23 protein-coding genes are annotated in these 22,843 nt (G+C 35.1%); 1 reads left to right on the top strand and 22 read right to left on the bottom strand.

Going from position 1 to position 22,843, the window contains the following annotated elements:
• Nucleotide 1: 1 nt before the first annotated feature.
• From purN to WMO38_RS00565, 17 genes are all read right to left on the bottom strand, one after another.
• Nucleotides 2-598, bottom strand: a complete 597-nt coding sequence (gene purN / locus WMO38_RS00645) for a phosphoribosylglycinamide formyltransferase (protein ID WP_021865450.1) — start codon at nucleotides 596-598, stop codon at nucleotides 2-4.
• Nucleotides 592-1,617 carry a phosphoribosylformylglycinamidine cyclo-ligase gene (gene purM, locus WMO38_RS00640; RefSeq protein WP_021865451.1) on the bottom strand — a complete coding sequence of 342 codons (1,026 nt, stop codon included), beginning with the start codon at nucleotides 1,615-1,617 and terminating at the stop codon, nucleotides 592-594. Before purM ends, purN begins: the two co-directional genes overlap by 7 nt.
• A gap of 75 nt (nucleotides 1,618-1,692) precedes the next feature.
• Nucleotides 1,693-2,193 carry a 5-(carboxyamino)imidazole ribonucleotide mutase gene (gene purE, locus WMO38_RS00635; protein WP_186836267.1) on the bottom strand — a complete coding sequence of 167 codons (501 nt, stop codon included), beginning with the start codon at nucleotides 2,191-2,193 and terminating at the stop codon, nucleotides 1,693-1,695.
• 78 nt (nucleotides 2,194-2,271) lie between these two features.
• Entirely contained in the window at nucleotides 2,272-2,655 is a 384-nt protein-coding gene (locus WMO38_RS00630) for a nitrous oxide-stimulated promoter family protein (RefSeq protein WP_349160975.1), read from the bottom strand.
• Nucleotides 2,655-4,319: an amino acid ABC transporter ATP-binding/permease protein gene (locus WMO38_RS00625; RefSeq protein ID WP_349160974.1), complete on the bottom strand. Its 1,665-nt coding sequence runs from the start codon at nucleotides 4,317-4,319 to the stop codon at nucleotides 2,655-2,657. Before WMO38_RS00625 ends, WMO38_RS00630 begins: the two co-directional genes overlap by 1 nt.
• Entirely contained in the window at nucleotides 4,316-6,052 is a 1,737-nt protein-coding gene (locus WMO38_RS00620; RefSeq protein WP_349160972.1) for an ABC transporter ATP-binding protein/permease, read from the bottom strand. The genes WMO38_RS00625 and WMO38_RS00620 overlap by 4 nt, the downstream gene beginning before the upstream one ends.
• Nucleotides 6,053-6,258: 206 nt before the next feature.
• Nucleotides 6,259-6,993 carry a hypothetical protein gene (locus tag WMO38_RS00615; RefSeq protein WP_349160970.1) on the bottom strand — a complete coding sequence of 245 codons (735 nt, stop codon included), beginning with the start codon at nucleotides 6,991-6,993 and terminating at the stop codon, nucleotides 6,259-6,261.
• A gap of 63 nt (nucleotides 6,994-7,056) precedes the next feature.
• Complete coding sequence (locus WMO38_RS00610; protein ID WP_349160968.1) at nucleotides 7,057-7,980, bottom strand: hypothetical protein; 924 nt, start codon at nucleotides 7,978-7,980, stop codon at nucleotides 7,057-7,059.
• 19 nt (nucleotides 7,981-7,999) lie between these two features.
• Entirely contained in the window at nucleotides 8,000-8,557 is a 558-nt protein-coding gene (locus WMO38_RS00605; RefSeq protein ID WP_349160967.1) for a hypothetical protein, read from the bottom strand.
• A gap of 163 nt (nucleotides 8,558-8,720) precedes the next feature.
• On the bottom strand, nucleotides 8,721-9,821 hold the full coding sequence (locus WMO38_RS00600; RefSeq protein ID WP_349160966.1) for a hypothetical protein: 1,101 nt from the start codon (nucleotides 9,819-9,821) through the stop codon (nucleotides 8,721-8,723).
• Between the two features lie 45 nt (nucleotides 9,822-9,866).
• Nucleotides 9,867-10,109 carry a hypothetical protein gene (locus WMO38_RS00595; protein ID WP_349160964.1) on the bottom strand — a complete coding sequence of 81 codons (243 nt, stop codon included), beginning with the start codon at nucleotides 10,107-10,109 and terminating at the stop codon, nucleotides 9,867-9,869.
• A 17-nt stretch (nucleotides 10,110-10,126) separates the two neighbouring features.
• Nucleotides 10,127-11,632 (bottom strand): MntP/YtaF family protein, encoded by a 1,506-nt coding sequence (locus tag WMO38_RS00590; RefSeq protein WP_349160962.1) that lies wholly within the window; start codon nucleotides 11,630-11,632, stop codon nucleotides 10,127-10,129.
• Between the two features lie 11 nt (nucleotides 11,633-11,643).
• The gene (locus WMO38_RS00585) at nucleotides 11,644-13,164 is read right to left on the bottom strand and encodes an AAA family ATPase (protein WP_349160960.1); all 1,521 of its coding nucleotides are present in this window, start codon (nucleotides 13,162-13,164) and stop codon (nucleotides 11,644-11,646) included.
• On the bottom strand, nucleotides 13,164-13,808 hold the full coding sequence (locus tag WMO38_RS00580; protein WP_349160959.1) for a hypothetical protein: 645 nt from the start codon (nucleotides 13,806-13,808) through the stop codon (nucleotides 13,164-13,166). Before WMO38_RS00580 ends, WMO38_RS00585 begins: the two co-directional genes overlap by 1 nt.
• 34 nt (nucleotides 13,809-13,842) lie before the next feature.
• Nucleotides 13,843-14,928 carry a hypothetical protein gene (locus WMO38_RS00575; RefSeq protein ID WP_349160958.1) on the bottom strand — a complete coding sequence of 362 codons (1,086 nt, stop codon included), beginning with the start codon at nucleotides 14,926-14,928 and terminating at the stop codon, nucleotides 13,843-13,845.
• A gap of 207 nt (nucleotides 14,929-15,135) precedes the next feature.
• Nucleotides 15,136-15,603 carry a hypothetical protein gene (locus WMO38_RS00570; RefSeq protein ID WP_349160957.1) on the bottom strand — a complete coding sequence of 156 codons (468 nt, stop codon included), beginning with the start codon at nucleotides 15,601-15,603 and terminating at the stop codon, nucleotides 15,136-15,138.
• Nucleotides 15,604-15,617: 14 nt separating this feature from the next.
• Complete coding sequence (locus WMO38_RS00565) at nucleotides 15,618-16,571, bottom strand: helix-turn-helix transcriptional regulator (RefSeq protein WP_349160955.1); 954 nt, start codon at nucleotides 16,569-16,571, stop codon at nucleotides 15,618-15,620.
• A 303-nt stretch (nucleotides 16,572-16,874) separates the two neighbouring features.
• On the opposite strand from WMO38_RS00565, the gene WMO38_RS00560 reads away from it, so the two are divergent.
• Nucleotides 16,875-17,195: a helix-turn-helix domain-containing protein gene (locus WMO38_RS00560; protein WP_349160954.1), complete on the top strand. Its 321-nt coding sequence runs from the start codon at nucleotides 16,875-16,877 to the stop codon at nucleotides 17,193-17,195.
• A gap of 110 nt (nucleotides 17,196-17,305) precedes the next feature.
• Here WMO38_RS00560 and WMO38_RS00555 read toward each other — a convergent pair whose 3' ends face one another.
• From WMO38_RS00555 to WMO38_RS00535, 5 genes are all read right to left on the bottom strand, one after another.
• Nucleotides 17,306-19,000 carry an AAA family ATPase gene (locus WMO38_RS00555; protein ID WP_349160953.1) on the bottom strand — a complete coding sequence of 565 codons (1,695 nt, stop codon included), beginning with the start codon at nucleotides 18,998-19,000 and terminating at the stop codon, nucleotides 17,306-17,308.
• Nucleotides 19,001-19,204: 204 nt separating this feature from the next.
• Nucleotides 19,205-20,422, bottom strand: coding sequence for an aminotransferase class I/II-fold pyridoxal phosphate-dependent enzyme (locus tag WMO38_RS00550; RefSeq protein ID WP_349161188.1), 1,218 nt, complete (start codon nucleotides 20,420-20,422; stop codon nucleotides 19,205-19,207).
• Between the two features lie 354 nt (nucleotides 20,423-20,776).
• Nucleotides 20,777-21,151, bottom strand: coding sequence for a LysR substrate-binding domain-containing protein (locus WMO38_RS00545; RefSeq protein ID WP_349160952.1), 375 nt, complete (start codon nucleotides 21,149-21,151; stop codon nucleotides 20,777-20,779).
• A 159-nt stretch (nucleotides 21,152-21,310) separates the two neighbouring features.
• Entirely contained in the window at nucleotides 21,311-22,180 is an 870-nt protein-coding gene (locus tag WMO38_RS00540) for a hypothetical protein (protein WP_349160951.1), read from the bottom strand.
• A gap of 13 nt (nucleotides 22,181-22,193) precedes the next feature.
• Nucleotides 22,194-22,733: a class D sortase gene (locus tag WMO38_RS00535; protein ID WP_186836280.1), complete on the bottom strand. Its 540-nt coding sequence runs from the start codon at nucleotides 22,731-22,733 to the stop codon at nucleotides 22,194-22,196.
• Nucleotides 22,734-22,843 lie beyond the last annotated feature (110 nt).

Genomic DNA, 22,843 nt, shown 5'->3' with positions numbered 1-22,843 from the left:
TCTAATTCCTTTCTTTATTGGCAATCATATTAATGGCAGCCGGAAGAAGCTTCCACTCAGCTTCTTCCATAACTCTTTTCTGAAGAATCTCAGGCGTATCGCCCTCTTTAACTTCAACTGCTTTCTGGAATATAATCTCGCCCGTATCCATTCCCTCATCAACATAGTGAACAGTAGCACCTGTCACCTTTACGCCTTTTGCAAGTGCAGCCTCATGAACATGAAGTCCATAAAAACCAACTCCGCAAAATGATGGTATGAGTGATGGATGTATATTAATAATTCTGTGTGAATACTGATGTACCATTTCTTCAGGAATCTTAACAAGAAATCCTGCAAGAACAACAAGGTCAACATTAAGTGAATTAACCTTCTCAAGAAGAGCCTTGTTAAACTCGTCTCTTGTCTCGTATGACTTAGGAGAAACACATATTGCTTCTATTCCATTATCTTTTGCTCTTGTAAGTGCGTAAGCATCTGCATTATTGCTTATTACAGCAGCAATCTCCGTATTGGTAATTGTCTTATCCTTAATACCATCAATAATTGCCTGAAGATTAGTTCCGCCTCCGGATACCATCACCGCAATTCTTAGCATACTGTAACTCCCTTCTCGCCAGCCTTTACTTCGCCGATTACATAACCTGTCTCACCGGCTGCTTTTACTGCTGCAAGAACCTTATCAACATCTGCACTGTCAACTGCAAGTACCATACCGATACCCATGTTGAATGTGTTATACATCATCTTTTCTTCAATCTCACCGTCATTCTGAAGCATCTTGAAGATTGGTGGTACTTCATAGCTGTCTTTCTTAATTACAGCATGTGCACCTTCTGGTAACATTCTAGGAACATTTTCATAGAAACCGCCGCCTGTGATATGGCTGCATCCCTTGATACGAACACCTGCATTCTTGATTTCCTTTAATGTCTTAACATAAATCTTTGTCGGAGCAAGTAATGCTTCACCGAGAGTCTTTCCAAGTGAATCATAATATGTATTAAGTGATTCTTCTGTTATAGTAAATACACTTCTTACAAGTGAAAATCCATTACTGTGGACACCGCTTGACGCAATACCGATAAGAGTGTCTCCTGCTTTGATATCTTTGCCTGTTATAAGATCTTTCTCATCAACAACGCCTACTGCAAAACCGGCAAGGTCATATTCCTCAACAGGATAAAAACCAGGCATCTCTGCTGTCTCGCCACCTATTAACGCACATTCTGACTGAATACATCCGTCAGCAACACCCTTAACAATCTGAGCAATTTTCTCAGGCTCATTCTTGCCACAGGCAATATAGTCAAGGAAGAATAAAGGTTCGCCACCGGCACATGCAATATCATTTACACACATGGCAACACAGTCTATACCTACTGTATCATGCTTGTCCATTGTAAATGCAATCTTTAACTTTGTACCAACACCATCAGTACCTGAAACAAGTGTAGGCTTTTCCATGCCTTTGAACTTTTCCATAGAAAACGCACCTGAAAATCCACCAAGATTTGTAAGTACCTCAGGTCTCATTGTCTTTGCAACATGTTCCTTCATTAACTCTACCGATTTGTAACCTGCCTCAATATCAACACCAGCTTTTTTGTAATCCATTTTTTCCTCCATATTATGCATTTCATGCAAAAATTTATTTTATTTTTAATTAAAATTAATTAACACATAAAGAAATTAATAATTCTTATATCCTACTTCCTGAAGACGAGCGTCCTTCTTCTGTACGCTCTCTTTTAAGCCCTTGCTGTAATCCTTTAACTTAACAAGGAGTTCCGGGTCTGATGTTGCAAGAATCTTTGCTGCTAAAAGTCCTGCATTGGCACCACCGTTAATTGCAACTGTTGCAACAGGAATACCTGATGGCATCTGTACTATTGAATAAAGTGAATCCCTGCCTCCGAGAGATGTTGTATGCATCGGGATACCGATAACCGGCATAGGGAATATTGCTGCACACATACCCGGAAGATGTGCTGCCATACCTGCACCTGCAATAATAACCTTAAATCCCTTTTCCTCTGCTGTCTTTGCATACTCAAAGAACACATCCGGTTCTCTGTGTGCAGAGATAATAGTCATCTCATAAGAAATACCCAACTGTTCAAGGATGTCTGCTGCTTTTGCCATAACAGGCATATCAGAGTCACTTCCCATAACAATACCAACTTTAGCCATAATTTCCTCCATTCCTGTTTTGATTCAATGCCGCCTTAATGGTGCAAAGAAAAAAAGCTAAAAATTCTTCTTTCTATTTTACTTTATCTTGTTACACTCGTCAACCTCAAGCCGCTTTTTTTCTTTTTTGCTTTCTATTACATGTTTTATTGCAAGATATGGATGGTGAAAAATCATTCTCGGACCAGAAAAACGCATAACTTCACGTATTTTTTCCCTCATTTCCGGCTTGTAACAATGAACTTTACAGTTAGAACAAAATGTCTTTGTCTCCATAAACGGGCATTTGTCACTTCTTAACTTTGCATAATCATCAAGCTTTTTACACTCATCACAAAGCACTCCTTTTGTTTTATGTTTCTTTTTACAGTACAAACCAATCATAAGGGAGACAACCTCTTTTTCCTGCTCCCTTTTTGACTGTATTTTTTCTGCTGACATTTTACTTTCTTTATCTTTCATCAGCTCATCCTTCCATTTTCCACGCTGTATACACGGTCAACCATACGCATGCTTGATTTTCTGTGCGATACAAGCACAATTGTCTTTCCGTTTCTCTCTTCATGAAGAGATTTAAGAATTACAGCTTCATTAAGGCTGTCAAGATTACTTGTCGGTTCATCAAGAAGCATCATATCCGCATTATGTAAAAATGCTCTTGCAAGCCCGATTCGCTGTTTTTCGCCACCTGAAAGCGTTCCGCCAAGTTCTCCTACAGGTGTGTCATATCCTTTTGGAAGTCCCATTATAAAATCATGCACAGACGCTTTTTTACATGCCTCATAAACTTCCACATCTGTTGCATCAAGTTTTGCTATTTTAATATTATTTTTAATGCTGTCCGCAAAAAGATGTGTCTCCTGTGTAACAAAGCTCTCCATATCTCGAAGATTTGAAGTATTTACATCATTAATATTTTTCCCGGAAATATTAATGCTTCCGTTATCCACATTCCAGAAACGCATAAAAAGCTTCAAAAATGTCGATTTTCCGCTTCCGCTTCGTCCTGCAATTCCTATAACAGAATTTTTCGGTATATCAACTGACACATTATCAAGAATTGTTTCATCTCCATATGCAAATGTAACATTTTCTGATGATGCCCCATTGAATTCTATATTCTGCTTTCCGCTGACCTCTTCTACAACCGGCTTCTCCTCAAGAATATCAAGGACTCTGTTTCCTGCTGCAAATGTGTTCTGTAATGTGCTTCCAAGTGCCGCAAGTGCAACAACAGGTCCGAAAGAACTCATAAGTGCAATAACAGGAATCAACACACCATCAAATCCAACCGCTCCGTTTACAAATAACATTCCGCTTGCAAAAAGCATCAATATGTCAAAAATTAAAATTGTTGTATTAGTAGCCGCCGTATTTCTTCCCGAAAAACGCTTCATCTTTGCTTCATTTTCACTGAGTTCTTCCATTTTTTCACTCATCTGTGCAAGACGTTTTCTGCCTGTTCCAAACTGCTGTATCTGCGGCAGTCCTCTGAGACTGTCAAGCACAAATGCTGATAATTCACCTGATTTTGTACGAAAAACCAGTCCCATGTCACCGCTTAACTTTGAAACTGCAATTGGAATTATAACACCTACTGTAATATAAGCTGCAAGTGCAATAACACCGAGCAGAGGATTATAGCTTCCGATAAAAATACACATTATCACCGTAAAAAGTGCTGCTATCGCAACAGGTGAAATCGTATGTGCATAGAATACTTCAAGAAGTTCTATATCAGATGTAATTACAGAAATCAAATCACCTTTGTCTCGTCCTTCAAGCTTTGCCGGACAGAGCTTTCTCAATGCTCCAAATACCTTATCTCTTATTAATGCAAGAAGCTTAAATGCAATAAAATGATTGCATGACTGTTCCGCATATCTTAACACAGCTCTGAGTACCGCCATGCCTGCCATTGCTGCAAATATAACAGCCAGATGCAGACTATTTTTTCCTAAGACACTTAATATTGCAAATCCGCCCGAAATCGTTATAAATGATGCACAAAGATGTCCCATAAGTCCCATCAGAATTGCAAGAATCATATATCCTGTCATCGGTTTAACAAGTCCGATAAGACTTGTCATGACTTTAAATCCGCTTCTTTTTTTATTTGTATTCATGCTGTCTCCTTTCCAAAACTTTCAAGTTCCTGCTGTGCATTCCAGAGTTTCTCATAAACTCCGTGTCTGTCAAGGAGTTCTTCATGTGTTCCGCACTCTGCCACATTGCCGCTTTCAAGAACATAAATATTATCTGCTCCTGTTACGTTGGCAAGTCTGTGTGAAATAAGAATTACTGTCTTTGACTTTGCAAGTTCGTATATTCTTTCCATTATTTCATTTTCACTTTCAACATCAATATTAGAAGTTGCCTCATCAAAAATGTATACAGGACTGTCATGCAGCAATGCTCTTGCAAGTGCAAGTCTCTGACACTGCCCGCCGGAAAAATTAGATGCTTTTTCAAGAAGCTTAGTATCAAGTCCATCCTCACCTTTAAGGAAATCTGCAAGATTAACTTCTTTAAGCACTTCCCATAGTTTGTCATCTTTGGCATCCGGACTTCCCATAAGAAGATTCTGCCTTACTGTTCCTTTGAAAAGATAGCTGTTATGCCCTACATATGTAATATGCTTCATAAGGCTTGCTTCGCTTATCTGCGAGAGTGAATTGCCGTCTATTGCCACATTTCCCGTATAATTTTTCATATGTCCCATAATAATTCCCGCAGTTGTTGACTTTCCGCAGCCGCTCTCACCGACAACAGCTGTAAAGCTGCCACTTTTAAATGCCATGTCAATTCCATGCAATATTTCCCTGCCATCATCATATGAAAATGCAAGATTTTTGCACACTATATCTCCATCCTGCGGACACTCTTTTCCGTTTTCATTATTATCTTCCGGCAAATCAAGAAGTTTAAATATCTTATCACTTGATGCCATACCATTCATTGCAATATGAAAGAAGCTTCCGAGCTGTCTCATCGGTATGAAAAAGTCAGCCGAAAGAAGTATTATAAGAATCGCCCCGGCAAGACCGATATGCCCTGCCTTAAACTGAGTAACAGACATTACAATTCCAAGTGCCGCACCGCCATATGCGATTAAATCCATTATCGTAATCGAATTAAGCTGCATTGTGAGCACTTTCATAGTAATTTTACGGAATTCTTCAGATGCCTCATTCATCTGTTTGTGTTTGAATTCATCTGCCTGATAGATTTTTAATGTTGTAAGTCCCTGAAGATTTTCAAGGAAAGTATCGCCTAGTGCCGTATATCTGCCCCAGTATTTACTGAGAAGTTTTTTTGCCCATGTCTGCACAGCCGCTATCGCAACAGGTATAAGCGGAACGCATATAAGAAGCACAACCGCAGACGGAACATTTATAAAACATAAAATCACAAATAAAGTAAGCGGTGCAATCATTGCATAGAAAAACTGCGGCAGATACGCACCAAAATAAGTCTCAAGCTGGTCAACACCCTCTACCGCAACCTGTACAACTTCTGATGTCTGGACCTTTTCCTGATAAGAAGTTCCAAGCTTTAATAACTTTTCATATATCTTTTCACGCAGTGTTTTCTTTACTGCCTTTGATGAAAGATAACTCATCTTGGACATCCCGACCGAACACAGAAATCTTATGACAACCGCTGCCGCCGCTATTATTATAGTTGTATAGATTCTTGTCCTTGTGACATTTTTTTCTGCCATAGATGCAAGAAGCACGGATATTGCCGCCATCATGACAACATTGGCAGCAAGCGAGCACCACTGTATCGCAACATTGAATGCTATATACTTTTTACTTTCTTTGACTGTACCAATCAGCCTTTTATTAATCATCATAAATGTAAGTTTCCTTTCTTCTTTTGCAGCGAACTTTTGTTAGTTTGCACTAATAAATATATCATATAACTTACATCTGTTCAAATTAATATTTTATAAAAATGGGTGGGAATTTTAGGGAAAAACTAACGGGATATTCACAGCCGTGAATATCCCGCATATTTTATTATATCGTTTTACAATATCTTTAAATATTTAGTTTTAAATTAATTTACAAACGGAGTAAACTGAAGTTTTTCGTATGTATATTTTCCCCTGATTTCTTTTGCCTGTTCTTCGCTTATAGGCTTTTCTGTTTTTAAAGCAACATCAGTAGCATAATAATACTTCTGTCCGGGCACCTTGTCATCTGTATACACAGTTTCTTTCATATCCAGCTTTGCATTGGAATACTTAAAATATGTCCAATTGGAATATGCGGCACCGCTTGAACCTTCATTAGCGATTGTTCCGTCTGTACACAGATAATATGTATTGCGTTCCCAGCCTGCAACAGCATGAACATCCGTGCCATCCTGAATTGTAAATATATCATAGATTATTGTTGTTCCATCTTCATTCACTGTTCCGCCAAAAATCAGCTCGTCTATACCATCATTATCAAGGTCTTTTTTGGTATATCCAAGTGTCTCATATCCTGACTGCTTATAAAAGAACACAGGTGATATATCAACTTTATCCTGACTTGAATAACCGTTTTTTAGTATATTGGCAGCTTTTTTTATCAATTCATCATATGGTGAATAATCAACCGACGGCTTTGTCTCTCCGGTAGTCTTTTCTTCTGCCTTTGCTGTTTCAGCAGCCGCCTGTGTCGTTTCCTGTGCTATCTGTGAATTATTTTGTTCACTGTTACTTTTATTTTTTGCATTACCACATCCTGCAACAGTCATAACAAGAGCCAATATCAATGCGGAACTGATTAACTTTCTTTTAATCATATGTATCTCCTTTCAAATCATTATGTATAATTCCACAAAAAATCTCACAAAATTGTATATCTTCTAGAAATCTCCATTGTGAAATTCCAAAAAATAAGCGTCAAATCCGGGAATATCATTAATATCTGTTCCCTTGTATATACCAAACATTATCGCCGAATCACCGTTTAGCATTTTTGTAAAGTCACCTGTAAACATAATCTTTTTTCCTGAATAATATTCGGTTGCATAATTGTAACGGGCACCACCAACCGTAACCTGCTTATCAATATTTTTTATAAGCAGGGCATATGAATAATCGTAAGACGGCGACTTGCGTAGCATCTGCTGCATTGTGCATTTTTTGCCATCAACAAATGTAAAATTCCTCAAATATTTTGCCATAACTGTTGGCAATGGAAACGTATCTGAAATTCTTTCAGGTAAACATTCTGCCAGAGGATTACCGCTACTGTCAAACCATGCTCCCGATAGCAGTTCGTCAAGTACATTTCCATCATATTCCATAAATGTGAGACCTTCGTACTTACCGTTTCCAACAGGTCCGACAACTCTTCTGTCAACATTTAACGGATTAGCTTTCAATACCTTTTTTGATGTGGCAATCGTCTCGTCGCTTGCCCCTGACGCAAGAGCCTCATTGATGCACACCTTACCATTTTTATCAATGATATAATTACCAAAAGGATTTATCCCGTCCTTAACCAACATTCCGTTGCCGTCTCTGGTTACATCCTTATAATAATCAATTAAATGCCCATTAATGTCTGTAATCCTTCCGTCTGAATTGACATACAACGCACCATTTTTGATGTCCTTGTATATATCATATGTAAGTTCAACCGTTTCCTGTTCTTTTGACTCTTCTTTCTGCTGTTCCTGATTCGCAACATTGTCATAATCAAGGTTATTGGTTTTACGGCATCCTGTAAAAGCAACCGCCGACGTCACAATCACAAACAATGCTTTTAATGTTTTTCTATTCATTTCGTGCCTCCGGATTTTATTAAATAATTCTTACTGTGTATTGTATGTCCATATAATCAAAAATCGCTTTGGACAACAGTTCGGAATATTTCTTCTGCACAAATCCCGCACTTTTACAACGTGAATCCTCGCCGTCTCCCGTATCCCTGAATCGCAAAGTCAGCACATTTTCTTCCAGACTTTCTACCCTCAAAGGATTAATCCACGTCCTTATAGACACATCCGAAACATTGTATTCTGTCTGAAGCACCGCCAGAATTTCTTTCCAATTATCCCTGATACTGACAATCGGCTTGTTCTCGCTTGACTTATCATCCGTAAAAAGCGGTGTGAAATATGACGTATTATTAGAGTGTCCTAACATCATCTCTCTTATCCCCGCAAACGGGCGTATTATCTTACCACCACATACATTCTCTTCTTCATCTTCTTCTTCGTCACAATATTCATCTTCATCCTCCTCATCATCTTCGTCGTCATCATAGGCATCTCTTAAATGTTCCTCATACGCACTCATCTTTGCATTTGCGACTGCCCCTTCAACATTTGCCTTTACATTAGCCCAGAAAAATCCCATATTTTATGTCTCCTTTCATATGTGTAATATCAGGCGTTTATTAACCGCCTGTTGTTACTGACTGTAAATACAGCCTGTTGTTTTGTACATATTAAGGATAGCATTTGGGGTGGACAGGATGTGTCAGTGGTGAAAAATCATTTTAGTTTTTCATTTAAAATTTCTACATATCCAACATCCTAATTGTATTATCAGTCAAATCAAATTTTAAAATACATTCATTTGACTCACCGATTTTACCCGGATTCATATTTTTAACCCCTAAAATCATATTTCCAGACGGTATTAAAACTATTTGTTTCAATGTATTATAATTAATATTCCTACCGTATATATTAGAAAAATCGGTTCTGTATTCATCATAGTATAAATAATACCAACTATATATATTTATATTTCCATATAAAGGTACTCCTGCAGATGTAAATATAGTATCATCAAACAAAACGCATGTACTTGAATTTTTCTTTTTTATATTATTATTAATCAATTTTAATTTTTCAATAATGTCAGCATTACCCCCACATTCTTTTCCTGAATCCGCATCATATATCTTTTCTTCATAATAATACAATACAACATCTTTATTTACGATAAAAAACGGAATATGTCTTGCCTCTTTTCCTGATGCAGATAGCAAGACATTATATTTTTTTAATGACTTTTCTATTTTTATTATTCCTGTATTATTACGTTGCGTTTTAGAGATAAAAACATAAACGCCATTGTCATTTTCTTCAACCTCAAGCACCTGGTCGTATTCATCATAATTCATTTTGAACTCATATTTTCCGCTATAATTTAAAATATGAATTTCATATTTTTCCATATGATTTTTAGTACAAACTACTATATAATTTTTCGTAATAAAACAATTTTCTATTTCATTATCAAATTCACAGAATAAAATATTTTTTTCACTATCTAATATTTTCCAATTTAAAACTTTTGAACGCGGTTTATACCAACAATATAAATTATATTTTATACTTTTTATTGCAAAATCGTCTATGCAATATGAAGCATGCAATTTTTCACATTTCAAAGTATTAACATCAACAGAATATATCGAACCTGATGCCTCAAAATAAGCTATATCAGGTTCATAAAATGATTTAATATTTTTAAGATATGCCATCAAATCTTCTGCATCTTGTTTTGAATATCCATAATACATTGCTATATCAACAGGATTCTTTTTCCCATAAAATTCGTCGCTTATAACTTTGCCGATTATCTCATCATATTTGCTTTCAATTTTCATATATCAATATAAACCTCTTACTTTTTATAAATTAACTGCCTATTTTTAATCATTTTTCTCGGACAGATATTCTCTTATAACATATATACTGTTAATCCATTCGTCTTTTTTGTACTCAAGCCTGTTTTTTTCACTTCCATCCAATTTTCCATTAATATCCTTCTCCAATATATCTAACATATCTTTAATATCATCCATTGCATTTTGCAAATCACTCTTCGTCTCTCTTAACGGTATCTTTTCATAAGATTCTATTATTTTATTAATATCTTTTGCTTTTAATTCCATAATCTTAACCTCCAATATCAACTAAATATGCTTGTTAATGCATTTTTTAATCCCCGTCCGATACTTCTCACTTTATCAGCAGCTTTATGTACTAGTTCTTTTCCTTTTTCAACAACTTTCTTTGCTCCATCATAAACTTTCTGTCCAAATTTAGTTCCGGCTGAATAGCCAACCATTCCTCCTATAACACCACCAAGTATAGGTCCTACTATCGGAATAAAGCCTAATGCCGCAGCACCTATTCCGGTACCAACTGCTGATGCTGATAATCCTGCATACATTGACACACTAGTTCTTCCCATCTTATCCAATGCCTCAGTCATTGTAAATTCACCTTTTGCAACTTTTAACATTATCTTAGCATCCTCAACTGCCACACACGCAACTTTAGCAATAGTAGACGGTAATGTTCCTTCAGGAAATATATTTATTATTTTTTTCTTAGATGCAACTGTTAAAGCTCCACCGGCAGCTGCCTTTATTCCTGTATCAGCACCCGTTTCCAAAGCTGTTTTCACAACTTCATCTGCTTCTATTTCTTCACCTTTATATAATTTTGATATTATTCCAACGCCTGAAGCAAACAGAGCTGCTTTTACGCCTGCTTGTCCTGCTTTTTTTCCTAATTCCAATGCAAGTTTTTCATTTTTATATTGATTCCAATCTTCTTTTGGAATATTATTTTCATTTTGAACCTGCTTTTGTAACTCCTTAATTTTTTCTTTTGTTATCGGATTAGATTGCGTTTTTACATCTCCAACTCCACCAATTCTGTCGGTAACCGATTTAGTCGGAAATTTTTCTTTTAATTGTTTTAACTGTTCTTCAGGTACCAATAATCTTTGATTATTATAATTTCCCTCAGCAAGTAATTTTTCCGTTGCAGCAGCATCCTTACCATATTTTGACTGATACCTTAATATTCCTTTTTCTCCTGTTTTTATATTATCAACAGCTATATCAACCGAATTCTTGCCATATGCCCCATCAGGCTCACAAACTCTTGCTCTGTATTGACTTCCTTCCAATACAGCATTTGCATTAAAACTGTTAACATGGTACTGCTCTGCCATATATCCATCTAAACACGGATTTTGACTAATATTTCCATCCATGTTCATAACGACTCTTTCCATCTGTCTGTTTCCCATTTCAAGAACCGCATTTATTTCATCCAACTGCTGCCCGACAGAATTAACAGCCATTCCCTTAGTTGCATCTGTTATTTTATCTGATAACCATTTTTCTTTTGTTACACCATGTTTGCTTTTTTCATTTAAATCCGCATAATCCTTATCATATTCCTGAATTGAATTAACAATGTCTTTTGATAACTTTTCTGCTTCATCACTATCTATGTCAGGCATTTCTTCCTGCAACTGTTCTTTAAGCCATTCCTCTACTTTTCTGTCTTTATTTTCTTTATATTTTTTTATGAATCTTTTGTATATTTCATTAACTTCTTTTACTTCTTTTTCTGACAAATCATCAAATGTAATTTCATCTGTATTCTGGTTTTCCATAAATATTCTCCTTATGAAGCACTCTTAAATTTTCTTTGTTCGTACTGCTGCTGTAGTTTTTTAATTGACTCTCCCATTATTTCTTTCAGTGAATGTGTTGACTGGATTGCATCCAGAAAATCCTGTGTCTCAACCTTACTATCACCTCTTACAAATGCACTCTCTATAGCATCTCTGACAACCCCTTCAATATCGGCTCCGCTATATCCCTCTGTTTTTTGAACCAATTTATCTATATCTATATCTTTATAATCCTCTTCCCTACGCTTTTTTATATGAATCTCAAATATTTTACGGCGTTCCTCTTCATTAGGAAGCTGTACATAAAATATTTCATCAAATCTGCCCTTTCTCATCAGCTCAGGCGGCAATTTCATAATGTCATTAGCAGTTGCTACAACAAAAACCGAGCTATTTTTATCCTGCATCCAAGTCAAAAACTGTCCGAACAATCTTGTTGTTACCTCTGCACTTCCACCATCTCCTCCGATTCCTGAAAAAGCTTTTTCCAACTCATCTATCCACAGCACACATGGAGCTATAGCTTCCGATAATGCTATAGCCCTTCTCATGTTACTTTCGGACTCACCAACATATTTACCCATTAGCCGTCCCATATCCAGTTTTAATAACGGAATATTGAATAATTTTGCAGATGCTTTTGCATTAAGCGATTTGCCACAGCCCGGAACGCCGGCAATAAGAACACCTTTTGGCATTTCCACACCAAAGTCCTCCGCTTTTTCCATATTATTAATTACTTTTGCTTTCTTTTTAAGCCAATCTTTTAATGTATCCAATCCGCCTATATCATCTATACTCTCTTTTACCTGAATCATTTCCAAAATACCATCTTTTTTTATAAGCTGCATTTTCTGTTCTGAGATAAGTTCAAGTATATCTTCATTAATTCCATTTTCACCATTTTGTGCATATCCGAGAGCTAATATAGTATCAATTTCTATGGAAGAAAGCCCCTTAAACGCATTAGCCATTTTTTTCTTCAACCCCTTATATACCGGATTATTCATCGTTGATACAAATTGGTCTATTCGCTGGTATATTTCATTTTCAGACAAAAATCCTTCTTCCAAGATTGTTATATACTTTTCTAATTCTTTAGGAATATTAAGCACAGGTGACACAAATATAAAAACAGTATCCAAATCTCCGTTTTCTATCTTTACACAAGCATTTTTAAACAAAGAAACAATCTTTGAATCATCCAAAAAAGCTGCTATATCTTTTACAACTATAACTTTCCTGTCAAACCCACGTTCTCTAACACCCATAACAATACTTTCTTCTAATGAAATCTCATTGTAATCCTCCATAATATCTTCTGTGAATTCTATATCTTTACCATTTATTTCTTTTCTATTAACAAGCCCATTTAGCAAATTCCATTCCCATACTTTTCTTCTTCCGGTTACATTTAATATAGATTCCATTATACTTACTTCATCATATCCAACTATGTATATAATCGGCAAATTAGCATCTATATATTGTCTAAGTTTTTCTTCATCCATTATGATTTGCCTCCCATTACAAACTTGCTAAAAATATCAAGAACAGAATCCATTATTGCAACATAACTGTTTTGTTTTATAAGTTCACCGTTTGAATCCATAATTTCAATATCTTTAAAGCTTAACCCACGCATCAAAAACTTCTTTTCATCATAATTTTCTATAATTACCTGAGGATTTTTTATTCCATAAAAACTTACATATTTAACATTACTGTGTATATCAAATTTATTGGCATATAAATATATTTTTCTTTTACCATCTGTCAGCATTTTATCTAACTGGCTTTGATTTTCCACTATACAATCCAATATTTCTTCTAACTTTTCAGACTCGTACAATTCAGCCAATTCATTTTTCAATCTTGACTTCATAAACGCATCTTGTATATCTATATTTTGATTACTGTAATCCACACCGAGTGCAGAGGTTAATTTTAGGACAAAATCGTCCTCATCCCCCGTAAGTTCTTTTATTTCTTCCAATATTTCATCATTATAATTATTTTCCAGCCACTGTTGCAGCTGCCCACTGCCAAAATATCGTATAACAGTTTCCAAATCAAAATTTTCCTGTAATTCTTCCAATTCTTTAACTTGTACTCCGTCAGGCATAATCAATGGAAATTTTATTTTTTTATTCATAATCATTAACCTCATTATCTAACAACAATAATATTTACTGTGACTCTATACAAAATATTTCTGTATATCTATTGTTTTCAAAATCAAGTTCCGCAATAAACCATTTTCTATCTCTTTTAACAACTCCTATAATACAATTTCTTGACGGTATTGCCACCGCATCTTTTAAATAAAATTCAGTATCATGAAAAATGCCAGAATACGTATTACTTTCGGTTTCAGAAAAACATAAATCCACTAAGTGTTTGGAAACTTGTTTTTTATACTTTACTATTCCAAATTCACATATTACATAATCATTTAAATTTTTAAATTCCGCTATATAATCTTTTTCTCTATGGTAAAAATTAAACAATTTAGCATCTTCAACATATTGCCTTTCTCCTGTGTCTGCATTTATACGTTTTTTATCAATATAATAATAAATTTCATCATCTAACACTTCTACTGCCCATATATCTAATTCATCTGTTTTATCGGACAATTTTTCAATTTTACCTAATATAAAGTCTATATGTTCAATTCCAACAAATTTTTTTAATTCCGAACCATAATATTTATAGAAAATATATATACCATTTCTATTTTCACAGGCATATGACACATCATAAATTTTAAATTTATCGCTAACATTACCATCCCAATATAATAAAAACACTTCTCTCTCTCTTGTTTTAGCTAATTCTGTTTTAACCAATATCCCTGACTTTAATATATAAACTCCTATAATTTCTGAATTAGCATAAGTCACAAAATGATGGCTTTCTTTTTGTTCAGAGCATGCATCATACCAAAACAATTCATATTTATCATATTCTACTAAAATATTCTTTTTTGTTATCGTCCTGTAGTTACTATCTCTCTCTTTGAATTTTACAACTGAATAATCTTTTATGCGAACTAAATACACTTTTGTGGCATCCGAATAATGCAGCTCATTAGTCATAAATACATATTCTGGTTCAATCTCTTTTTTCTTTTGCTTAATATAGTTAATAAATTTCAACATTTCATCTTTTTTGTATCCATATTCCATTCCTATATCTATTGGATTCATTTTTCCATAATTAGGATGTTTTATTATTTTATTTGCTATAATAGCAATTTCTTCTTCATTCATATTTTCACCAAATTCTATATAATTTTTAGCTAATAATATTATGTTAAAATATATCTCATTTTTTAATTTTGTAAATTAGCATTTATTTGATTTACTATATATGATAATCTATCCATATAACTTTTTACCAATTTATAAATATCTATAGAAACATAATTTATTAACGCAATCAATTCCTCTTCCATATCACTAACCGCCTCAGTACAATCATAACCATAACCTTCTTCGTAAACTGTTACTTCTCTCTCCACCAAACAATGTATCAATATAGTCTGTGGTCTCCTCAATAGACAATCTATAAATATATTCATATATACTTTTTAATCTAAAGCAAGTATCAACATTCCTAATTTGTTCATCAAAAGTTTCTATTATATTCTTTTTGTAATTATCTTTTATATCCAAAACATCCTGCATGTCCATATTAAATTTATTAATATTGATATAGTCTATTATTTTATTAGTATCACTTTCTATTATATCTTTATAAAAATCCACCAATTTATATCCAACATAATTTGACGAACCATTTCTTATATATGAATCACGTATCTCAATATATTTATATAATGTACCTCCATACGCCTCTCTACATGCACTTTCTTTTCTAAAAACTTTATCGCTAACTTTATATGTTTCATCGGACTGTTGCCTCAATCTATCGAATCTATTCATAGTACTTCCCCACCTTATTCTATCACTTCCACCATATCGCCCTGGCTCCGCAACCACATGTCGATGCCCTTGCCGAACACCTCTGCCGATATGGTATATACGCCGTCTCCCTTATCAAGTATCTTGGCTGTCGGAAGACGGTCAAGCACAGCTTCAACGCTGCTGCCTTTGTACTTAAACTTTACCTTCTGAAGCTTTCCGCCATACATGAACTGGACACGTTTTCTGAACTCGCCCTCTTTGAAGCGGTCTCCGTATGGGATTTTGAAATGTTCTTCAAGAACATGATAATCCTCGATTCTGTCAATTCTGTATATTGTCGGAAAGGCATCATTTATAACATCAAAATCCGCACGTACAGCTTCATCATCGATAAATGCGGTCAGATAAAAATAATATTCCGAAAACATTATCGCAACGGGCTTTACCTTTCTTTTAACAACAGCTCCATCTTTGGTTCTCCGGTAATCCATCTCAAGATATCGGCTCTGGTATATTGCCTGTCCTATATCCCACATTTTATCCATAATCTCGCTTTTATGCGTAAGTTCAACGTAATGAAATTCTTCATTGCTGATAAGCTTTTCCACAAGCTGCTGGCTTGTCTTTGGCACACAACATTCAATGAGCCTGTCAAGAATCCCTGTCATCTCACTCTTTGTAAATGCCCTGCTGTCCAGAAGTATCTTACATATTGCAAGTATCTCACTGTTGCTTAGTTTCATCTTATATATCTGCTCAAGACGATGCCCGTCCAGCTTTTCATCATATATAATTGAATTAACAACACCGCTTTTTCCTACTTCCTCATCAAGAAAATTTCTTATCGCACCAATGTCACGCTGTATTGTCCTGCTGCTTACGCCCAGCCTTTCTGCCTCAATATTTTTATTAATCACCTCTCCATCCATAAAACGCTGATACAGATTCAGTACTCTGCTTACCTTGTCGTTATAGTCATTCTCCATATGCTGTTTTCTCCTTTGAGCAACTTCAATACTCATAATTGTTCACGCTTTAATCTACTAACAGTGTATCACTTTACTATGACAATTACCAATATTTTATTTGCATAATCTGTTATTTTTTGCATACTTAAATGATAGCAGTTTATATAGACACATATTGTCCATAAAATGCATTTTTTTATAGCAATTTAGGCATTTTTATCATCTACAACTAAATTTCTTTTAGCTGTAGATAATTATATCATTACAAAAACAATATTACAATTATGTATTAGTATTTTGACTCTTTTTGTGGAGGATTTAATGAAAGAGATTGATTTTGAAAAGATTGGTAAAAGATTAAAAGAGATTCGCTTATCAAAAGGACTTCCGCAGGACGCTGTTGCCGGTGCCGCCGAAGTCAATACTTCACATATAAGCAATATTGAAAATAACCATGTGAAGGTTTCACTGCCTACACTTATCTATATCTGCAACGCCTTAGGCGTTACTGTTGATTATGTTTTATCCGGTGAATATACCGCAGATAATTCGTCAATTGACAGAGAAATTCTTAAAGAAATCCAGACTTTTTCGGATGATGATAAAGAACGTATTCTTCGTATTATACACGCTCTAAAATAACAGGTTGTTATTTTTAGTTATGCAGAATCAGACACAGACAGCAAACGGCGTGTGTGCACCTTTACGGTACACGCACGCCGTGAACTTATTTTTACACAAAAGCTCTGTGATTATTTTGTTTTTATGCATACTTTTTTACCAGAAAATGCTATTCCAAACTTTATAATATCCGCAATTCCATCTTCCGTCAGTTCTGAATCATATCGCAATTCGTCAATCTGAACCAACGCCTCTTCTGCCAGACTCACAAGTGCTGCTTCGCTTAACTTTTCTTTCCATTTTAATTCCATGATAATTCCCGGATATTTTTCTTCTCTCGGAATCAGACAAATATCATATCTTCCGTCTCCTGATTCTCTGTTGGATTTAATTTTGTACTGATTATCCATCAATGCAATTAATCCAAGCATCAATCCATGATAAAATCCCTCTGTGCCGCCATCATAGAAGCTGATAGACTTATCCATATATTCGGCAACGGAATTCTGCAACTTCTTATAATCATTTGCATAAAGACTTTCTGCAATTTTATTTGCCGTATTCCTTGTTATAACTCCAACCTGTAAAAAATGTGATAATATTTCACTCTTGTAGACAGCCGCAATCTCCCTGTTTGGAATCGAAACCTCGCACAGATACGAACCATCTGCCTGCAGTTCTTTCTTTGGTGCCTTCAAATAACCGGCAACCAACAACAGACTATAAATATTGGCTGGCTCTTCAGTAAGTGAACTGTATACAACATTCTGATCTATACGTGCAATTATTCGTTCTCCATGCAAAAGAGCATAAAGTCTTTCAGTTATATCATCAGTCGCAACTTTCAAGAGGTCTTCCAAGATTTCATTTTTTCCTGTATTTACCCAATATGCCTGCGGAATACCGCCTCTTGAAATATAATTAATTACTGACCATGGATTATATATTTCTTCGCTGCCAAATAAATAACCATCATACCAATCCTTTAATTCACTTTCTTTTTTCGACATTCCATAATACTCAAGCATTTTCTTTACTTCATCACTGGTAAAGCCAAAGAAACTGTCATATTCTTCATCCATCACAGTATTTACAGAAAGATTGTTAAGTCCGCTGAAAATACTTTCCTGTGCAATGCGTAATATTCCTGTCAGAAAACCATATGACAGATTTTTATTATCCTTGAATGCACCCGAAAAAAAATTCCTCATAAAGCCAATTATCTCATCATAGAAATCTTTTGAATATCCTTCCTGAATCGGGGTATCATATTCGTCAATAATTATAATTGGAGCTTTCCCATAATGCGCTGCAAGCATTTTTGATAATCTCTCAAGTGCAGAAGTAAGTTCAACCTCATTTGCAGAAGAATCCAGAATCTTTGTAAAATAAATTTTTTCATATTGCGAAAGCTTTTCACTATCAAGCAGTTCCTGATGTCTTCCATACTCTTCCTGAAGCAGCCCGCGAATCTTATCTATTGTCGCTTCCCATGTATCAAATTTGACATCTTTAAAAGTAAGAAATATAACCGGATATTTTCCCTGATACGCCCGATACTCTTCCCCACAATTCCATATAGCTTTATCAGCAAAATATCTGCTGGTATCTTCATCCGATATTTCAAAAAATACCCTGAGCATATCCATATTCAAAGTTTTTCCGAATCTTCTCGGTCTTGTAAACAATGACACCAATGGTCTCCTATCAAGAAACTCCTTTATTAACAGCGTCTTATCAACATAATAATATTCCGATTGTGCACGCACATAATCCGAGATACCAATTGGCAGTGATTTTATAGTTTTTTCATTACTTCCTTTCATATCCGTCTTCTCCGATCATCCGCAATATTAGTCTTATTTCATATAAAAAATTATACCCTGCAAAATACAATTAATCAATCTTTTTTAATATCCGTTAATTCAGCTATTTGTTAATACGGCAAAAAAGCAGTGTGCATACACCCATATGGCATATACACACTGCAATTAAAATAAATATATTCTTACAGCATATTAAAATCTGTATTATCTTTGCTTATAAGTCTTTAAAAAGTCTTCCATCTTCTCTACTGCATCTTTAAGAACTTCAATTCTAGGAAGATATACAACTCTGAAATGATCCGGCTCGCCCCAGTTAAATCCAGCACCATGAATTATGAGAATTTTCTTCTCACGAAGGAGGTCGAGTGCAAATTTCTCATCATCATATATATTAAACTTCTTTGTATCAATCTTAGGAAAAATATAAAATGCCGCCTTTGGTTTAACTGCACTGATTCCCGGAATGTCATTAAGTGCTTTGTAAATATATTCTCTCTGCTCGTAAATTCTTCCACCCGGAACTATATATCCATTGACACTCTGATGTCCGCCAAGTGCTGTCTGTACTATTGACTGTGCCGGAACATTTGAACAAAGTCTCATATTAGAAAGCATGTTAAGACCTTCCATATAATCTTTTGCAATGCTCTTGTTGCCGCTTAAAATCATCCAGCCGATTCTGTAACCCGCAATCATATGCGACTTTGAAAGCCCGCTGAATGTAACGCAGAACAAATCCGGTGCAAGCGATGCAATTGAAATATGTTCTTCGCCATCCATGACAAGTCTGTCATATATTTCATCTGAAAATATTATAAGCTGATGTTCTCTTGCAACTTCAACAATCTGATCAAGAACTTCTTTTGGATATAACGCACCTGTCGGATTATTTGGATTGATTATTACAATAGCCTTTGTCCTGTCAGTAACTTTCTTCTTAATATCATCAATATCAGGATACCACTCTGACTGCTCATCACAGATGTAGTGAACAGCCTTGCCACCGGCCAGTGTTACACATGCTGTCCATAGCGGATAATCAGGAGCCGGAACCAGCACTTCATCGCCATTGTCAAGCAATGCTGACATACTTAGATTTATAAGTTCACTTACACCATTTCCTGTATATATATCTTCTATTGAAACATTAGGTATATTTTTAAGCTGTGCATACTGCATAATTGCTTTTCTCGCAGAAAAAAGTCCTTTTGAAGTTGAATATCCCTCACAATCTGTGAGCTGTCTCTGCATATCATATATAACTTCATCAGGTGTCCTGAATCCGAATGGTGCAGGATTACCTATATTTAACTTGAGTACATGTGTACCATTTTCTTCCATCCTGTTTGCCTCATCAACAACAGGACCTCTCACATCATATAAGACATTATCTAACTTTGATGATTTCTTGAATTCACGCATATTAATATTTCCTTTCTCAGCTATTTTTTCTCCATAAAGCCAGTCAGCATCAACGCCAAATGTCATCGCAATAAATTCGCCAATATTTCTTCTCGGCACTGCTCTACCGCTTACATACTGGCTTATCTGGCTTTTCGACAACTTAACTCCTTCATTTGCCGCCGCAGTAAGCAAATCCACCTGCTTCATGTTTTTTTGCTTTAAAAGTTCATTAAAGCGTTCTGTAAATTGTGTTCCGTCAGCCATAATGCCCTCCAAAAGTTTATTTTCATATCAGAAAGTTTATTTTTAATTCTTTTCATTTCCTTTAAAATAAACTTTACCACCTTTTTATGCGTTATTCAAGCAAAAAGTTTAATTTTCATGTTTTTTATATTTATCAAATACAAATTCTACCGCAACACTTGTAAATCTATACTCAGCCGGCGGTTTTGAGCAGAATACAAGGTCATACTTCTTTTGTTCAAGCTCGTTAAGCAGCTTTCTGGTCGCTCCGCTATGAAATGTAAAATCTATCTCATTATCTTTATTTTCTTTTAAAAACTGTGACGCAAGCTGTGGAACAAACTGTGTTCCAAATGCACGTAGAAACCCTACCCTTATAACACCAACACCTCTCGCTTCTCTCTGTATGGAATCCACACCTCCGTCAAGTGTCGAAATAGTCTGTTTTGTACATGCCAGAAATTCATCACCAAATCTTGTAAGTGTTGTGTGAAAAAGATTCACGAAGTTACCCTTCTGTTTATTTCCATAAAATGACAAATAAATAGTATCATTTTATCTACAGTTTTATAAAAACTATTTATTTGAAAAAATGTTCATTTAAAAAAGCCGCACAGCTGATTATTCAATCATACCGTGCGGCTCTTGTTATTTATTATTTTATTAATTATGTCCTTTTTCTGCTTTTTTTCTTAATATAACAGTTGCTATTATCAAACCTACTGATACAAGTATAAAAAATACTGATACAGCCATAAATGAGTAGAGACTCTTATTAATAACATCAACAAACATATTATAGAAATAAACAGGTTTGATATTAAGATGCTTATATCTGCCCTGAATAAACAAAAACAACGGAAGCACACCTGTCATTATAGCTGCTGCAAGCGTAGCATAAGTTACATATCTAAGACCTCTGTGAACATAATGATGGTCTTTTATTGTAATTACTATGTCTACAACAGCAAGCACTAACAGAATTACAATAAGTATGATAAAGAACTTGTTATACATATTTCTGAAGCTGACATAATAATTAATATATGTTATATCAACATCTGTCTTATACTCTTTTTCAATAGATGTAACAAATTCTTCAATAGCAGACTTCTGTTCGTCGCCTATTGCAATATTATTATCCTGTGCATATTTATATATGTTATCTGTAAGTTTCTTTTTGACACTGCTTGTGTCAACAGATATATCTTTTTTATCTATTCTTGAATTATACACCTGCTTTATATCAGATGTCATCTTGTCAACATCCACTATATCTTCAAATACTTCATCAGGAAGCATCATCGGCTTACCTAAATCCATTGCGTTTTCAATGAATTTTTCATGGACACTCTCATAATATCCTGTCTTTGCAGCACTTTCAAGGAAGATATTGCTTCTGAATATCCCAAAGCTTGCTCCGACAAGATAACCGGCAATCGCAAGAAGACCAGCTAATATAAAAGATAATATAATGCTCAAAGGATAAAACTTTCTCTTTGAGTTAGATTTCTTTTCTGACTTTCTCTTCATATGCTACCTCCTCCTAATATACCAGCTTAGGTCCGGATGTTTTTCTTGCATATACATACAATCTCTGTGTATATGAAGTAAGTGGAGTAAATGGATAACATGTATACATCGTTATAATCTCTTCATTACTATCAAAACCAAATGCTGACCTGTCATTCTGGTCTGCAATTCTTGTATCATATACCTCATATGTATACTTTCCATAAGAAGTAACTACTGTAAAAACATCGCCTATTTCAACATATTCCAAAGGAGCAAACGAAGTGGCATGATGACCGCCAAGAAGAATAGGTGCACCAAAACCAAATATAGGTGTACCGGCATACTGACCGACACCATTCCTTAATTCTGTTCTGCTGTCTCCAAAATAGATATTCTCTTTAATTCCAAGTCTCTCACATGTAATCTGTGCATACAGTTCACCGAGAGCCGGATACATATCAGATGAATAAGGTATCTCCTCTTCCTGATTCTGTGCATTCTCTAATTTAAAATCAGGAACACCTGACACATCAACAGTCGTTTCAGTTGTCTCTCCTGAAAGAATCGACATAACTGAATATACCGCACTGATATATGGTGACAAGCAAATGAAAACTAATAAAAAACCAATTAAAGAAAGAAAAACTGGCATATAGATATATGCCAGTATTCTTTTAACGT

The organism is Lachnospira hominis (ex Hitch et al. 2025) (genome assembly GCF_040096395.1).
GTDB lineage: Bacteria > Bacillota > Clostridia > Lachnospirales > Lachnospiraceae > Lachnospira > Lachnospira hominis.
Note: the sequence above shows the minus strand (reverse complement) of the source record. Positions and strands in the feature narration are given on the sequence as shown.

Coding starts and splice junctions, on each gene's coding strand:
- purM (WP_021865451.1), bottom strand. CDS start 1,617: ATGGATTACAAAAAAGCTGGTGTTGATATTGAGGCAGGTTACAAATCG.
- WMO38_RS00600 (WP_349160966.1), bottom strand. CDS start 9,821: ATGAAAATTGAAAGCAAATATGATGAGATAATCGGCAAAGTTATAAGC.
- WMO38_RS00610 (WP_349160968.1), bottom strand. CDS start 7,980: ATGAATAGAAAAACATTAAAAGCATTGTTTGTGATTGTGACGTCGGCG.
- WMO38_RS00615 (WP_349160970.1), bottom strand. CDS start 6,993: ATGATTAAAAGAAAGTTAATCAGTTCCGCATTGATATTGGCTCTTGTT.
- WMO38_RS00595 (WP_349160964.1), bottom strand. CDS start 10,109: ATGGAATTAAAAGCAAAAGATATTAATAAAATAATAGAATCTTATGAA.
- WMO38_RS00555 (WP_349160953.1), bottom strand. CDS start 19,000: ATGAAAGGAAGTAATGAAAAAACTATAAAATCACTGCCAATTGGTATC.
- WMO38_RS00575 (WP_349160958.1), bottom strand. CDS start 14,928: ATGAATGAAGAAGAAATTGCTATTATAGCAAATAAAATAATAAAACAT.
- purN (WP_021865450.1), bottom strand. CDS start 598: ATGCTAAGAATTGCGGTGATGGTATCCGGAGGCGGAACTAATCTTCAG.
- WMO38_RS00570 (WP_349160957.1), bottom strand. CDS start 15,603: ATGAATAGATTCGATAGATTGAGGCAACAGTCCGATGAAACATATAAA.
- WMO38_RS00620 (WP_349160972.1), bottom strand. CDS start 6,052: ATGATGATTAATAAAAGGCTGATTGGTACAGTCAAAGAAAGTAAAAAG.
- WMO38_RS00560 (WP_349160954.1), top strand. CDS start 16,875: ATGAAAGAGATTGATTTTGAAAAGATTGGTAAAAGATTAAAAGAGATT.
- WMO38_RS00535 (WP_186836280.1), bottom strand. CDS start 22,733: ATGTCGATTCTTTCAGGAGAGACAACTGAAACGACTGTTGATGTGTCA.
- WMO38_RS00605 (WP_349160967.1), bottom strand. CDS start 8,557: ATGGGATTTTTCTGGGCTAATGTAAAGGCAAATGTTGAAGGGGCAGTC.
- WMO38_RS00585 (WP_349160960.1), bottom strand. CDS start 13,164: ATGGATGAAGAAAAACTTAGACAATATATAGATGCTAATTTGCCGATT.
- WMO38_RS00580 (WP_349160959.1), bottom strand. CDS start 13,808: ATGAATAAAAAAATAAAATTTCCATTGATTATGCCTGACGGAGTACAA.
- WMO38_RS00565 (WP_349160955.1), bottom strand. CDS start 16,571: ATGGAGAATGACTATAACGACAAGGTAAGCAGAGTACTGAATCTGTAT.
- WMO38_RS00590 (WP_349160962.1), bottom strand. CDS start 11,632: ATGGAAAACCAGAATACAGATGAAATTACATTTGATGATTTGTCAGAA.
- WMO38_RS00540 (WP_349160951.1), bottom strand. CDS start 22,180: ATGAAGAGAAAGTCAGAAAAGAAATCTAACTCAAAGAGAAAGTTTTAT.
- WMO38_RS00625 (WP_349160974.1), bottom strand. CDS start 4,319: ATGAATACAAATAAAAAAAGAAGCGGATTTAAAGTCATGACAAGTCTT.
- purE (WP_186836267.1), bottom strand. CDS start 2,193: ATGGCTAAAGTTGGTATTGTTATGGGAAGTGACTCTGATATGCCTGTT.
- WMO38_RS00550 (WP_349161188.1), bottom strand. CDS start 20,422: ATGCGTGAATTCAAGAAATCATCAAAGTTAGATAATGTCTTATATGAT.
- WMO38_RS00630 (WP_349160975.1), bottom strand. CDS start 2,655: ATGAAAGATAAAGAAAGTAAAATGTCAGCAGAAAAAATACAGTCAAAA.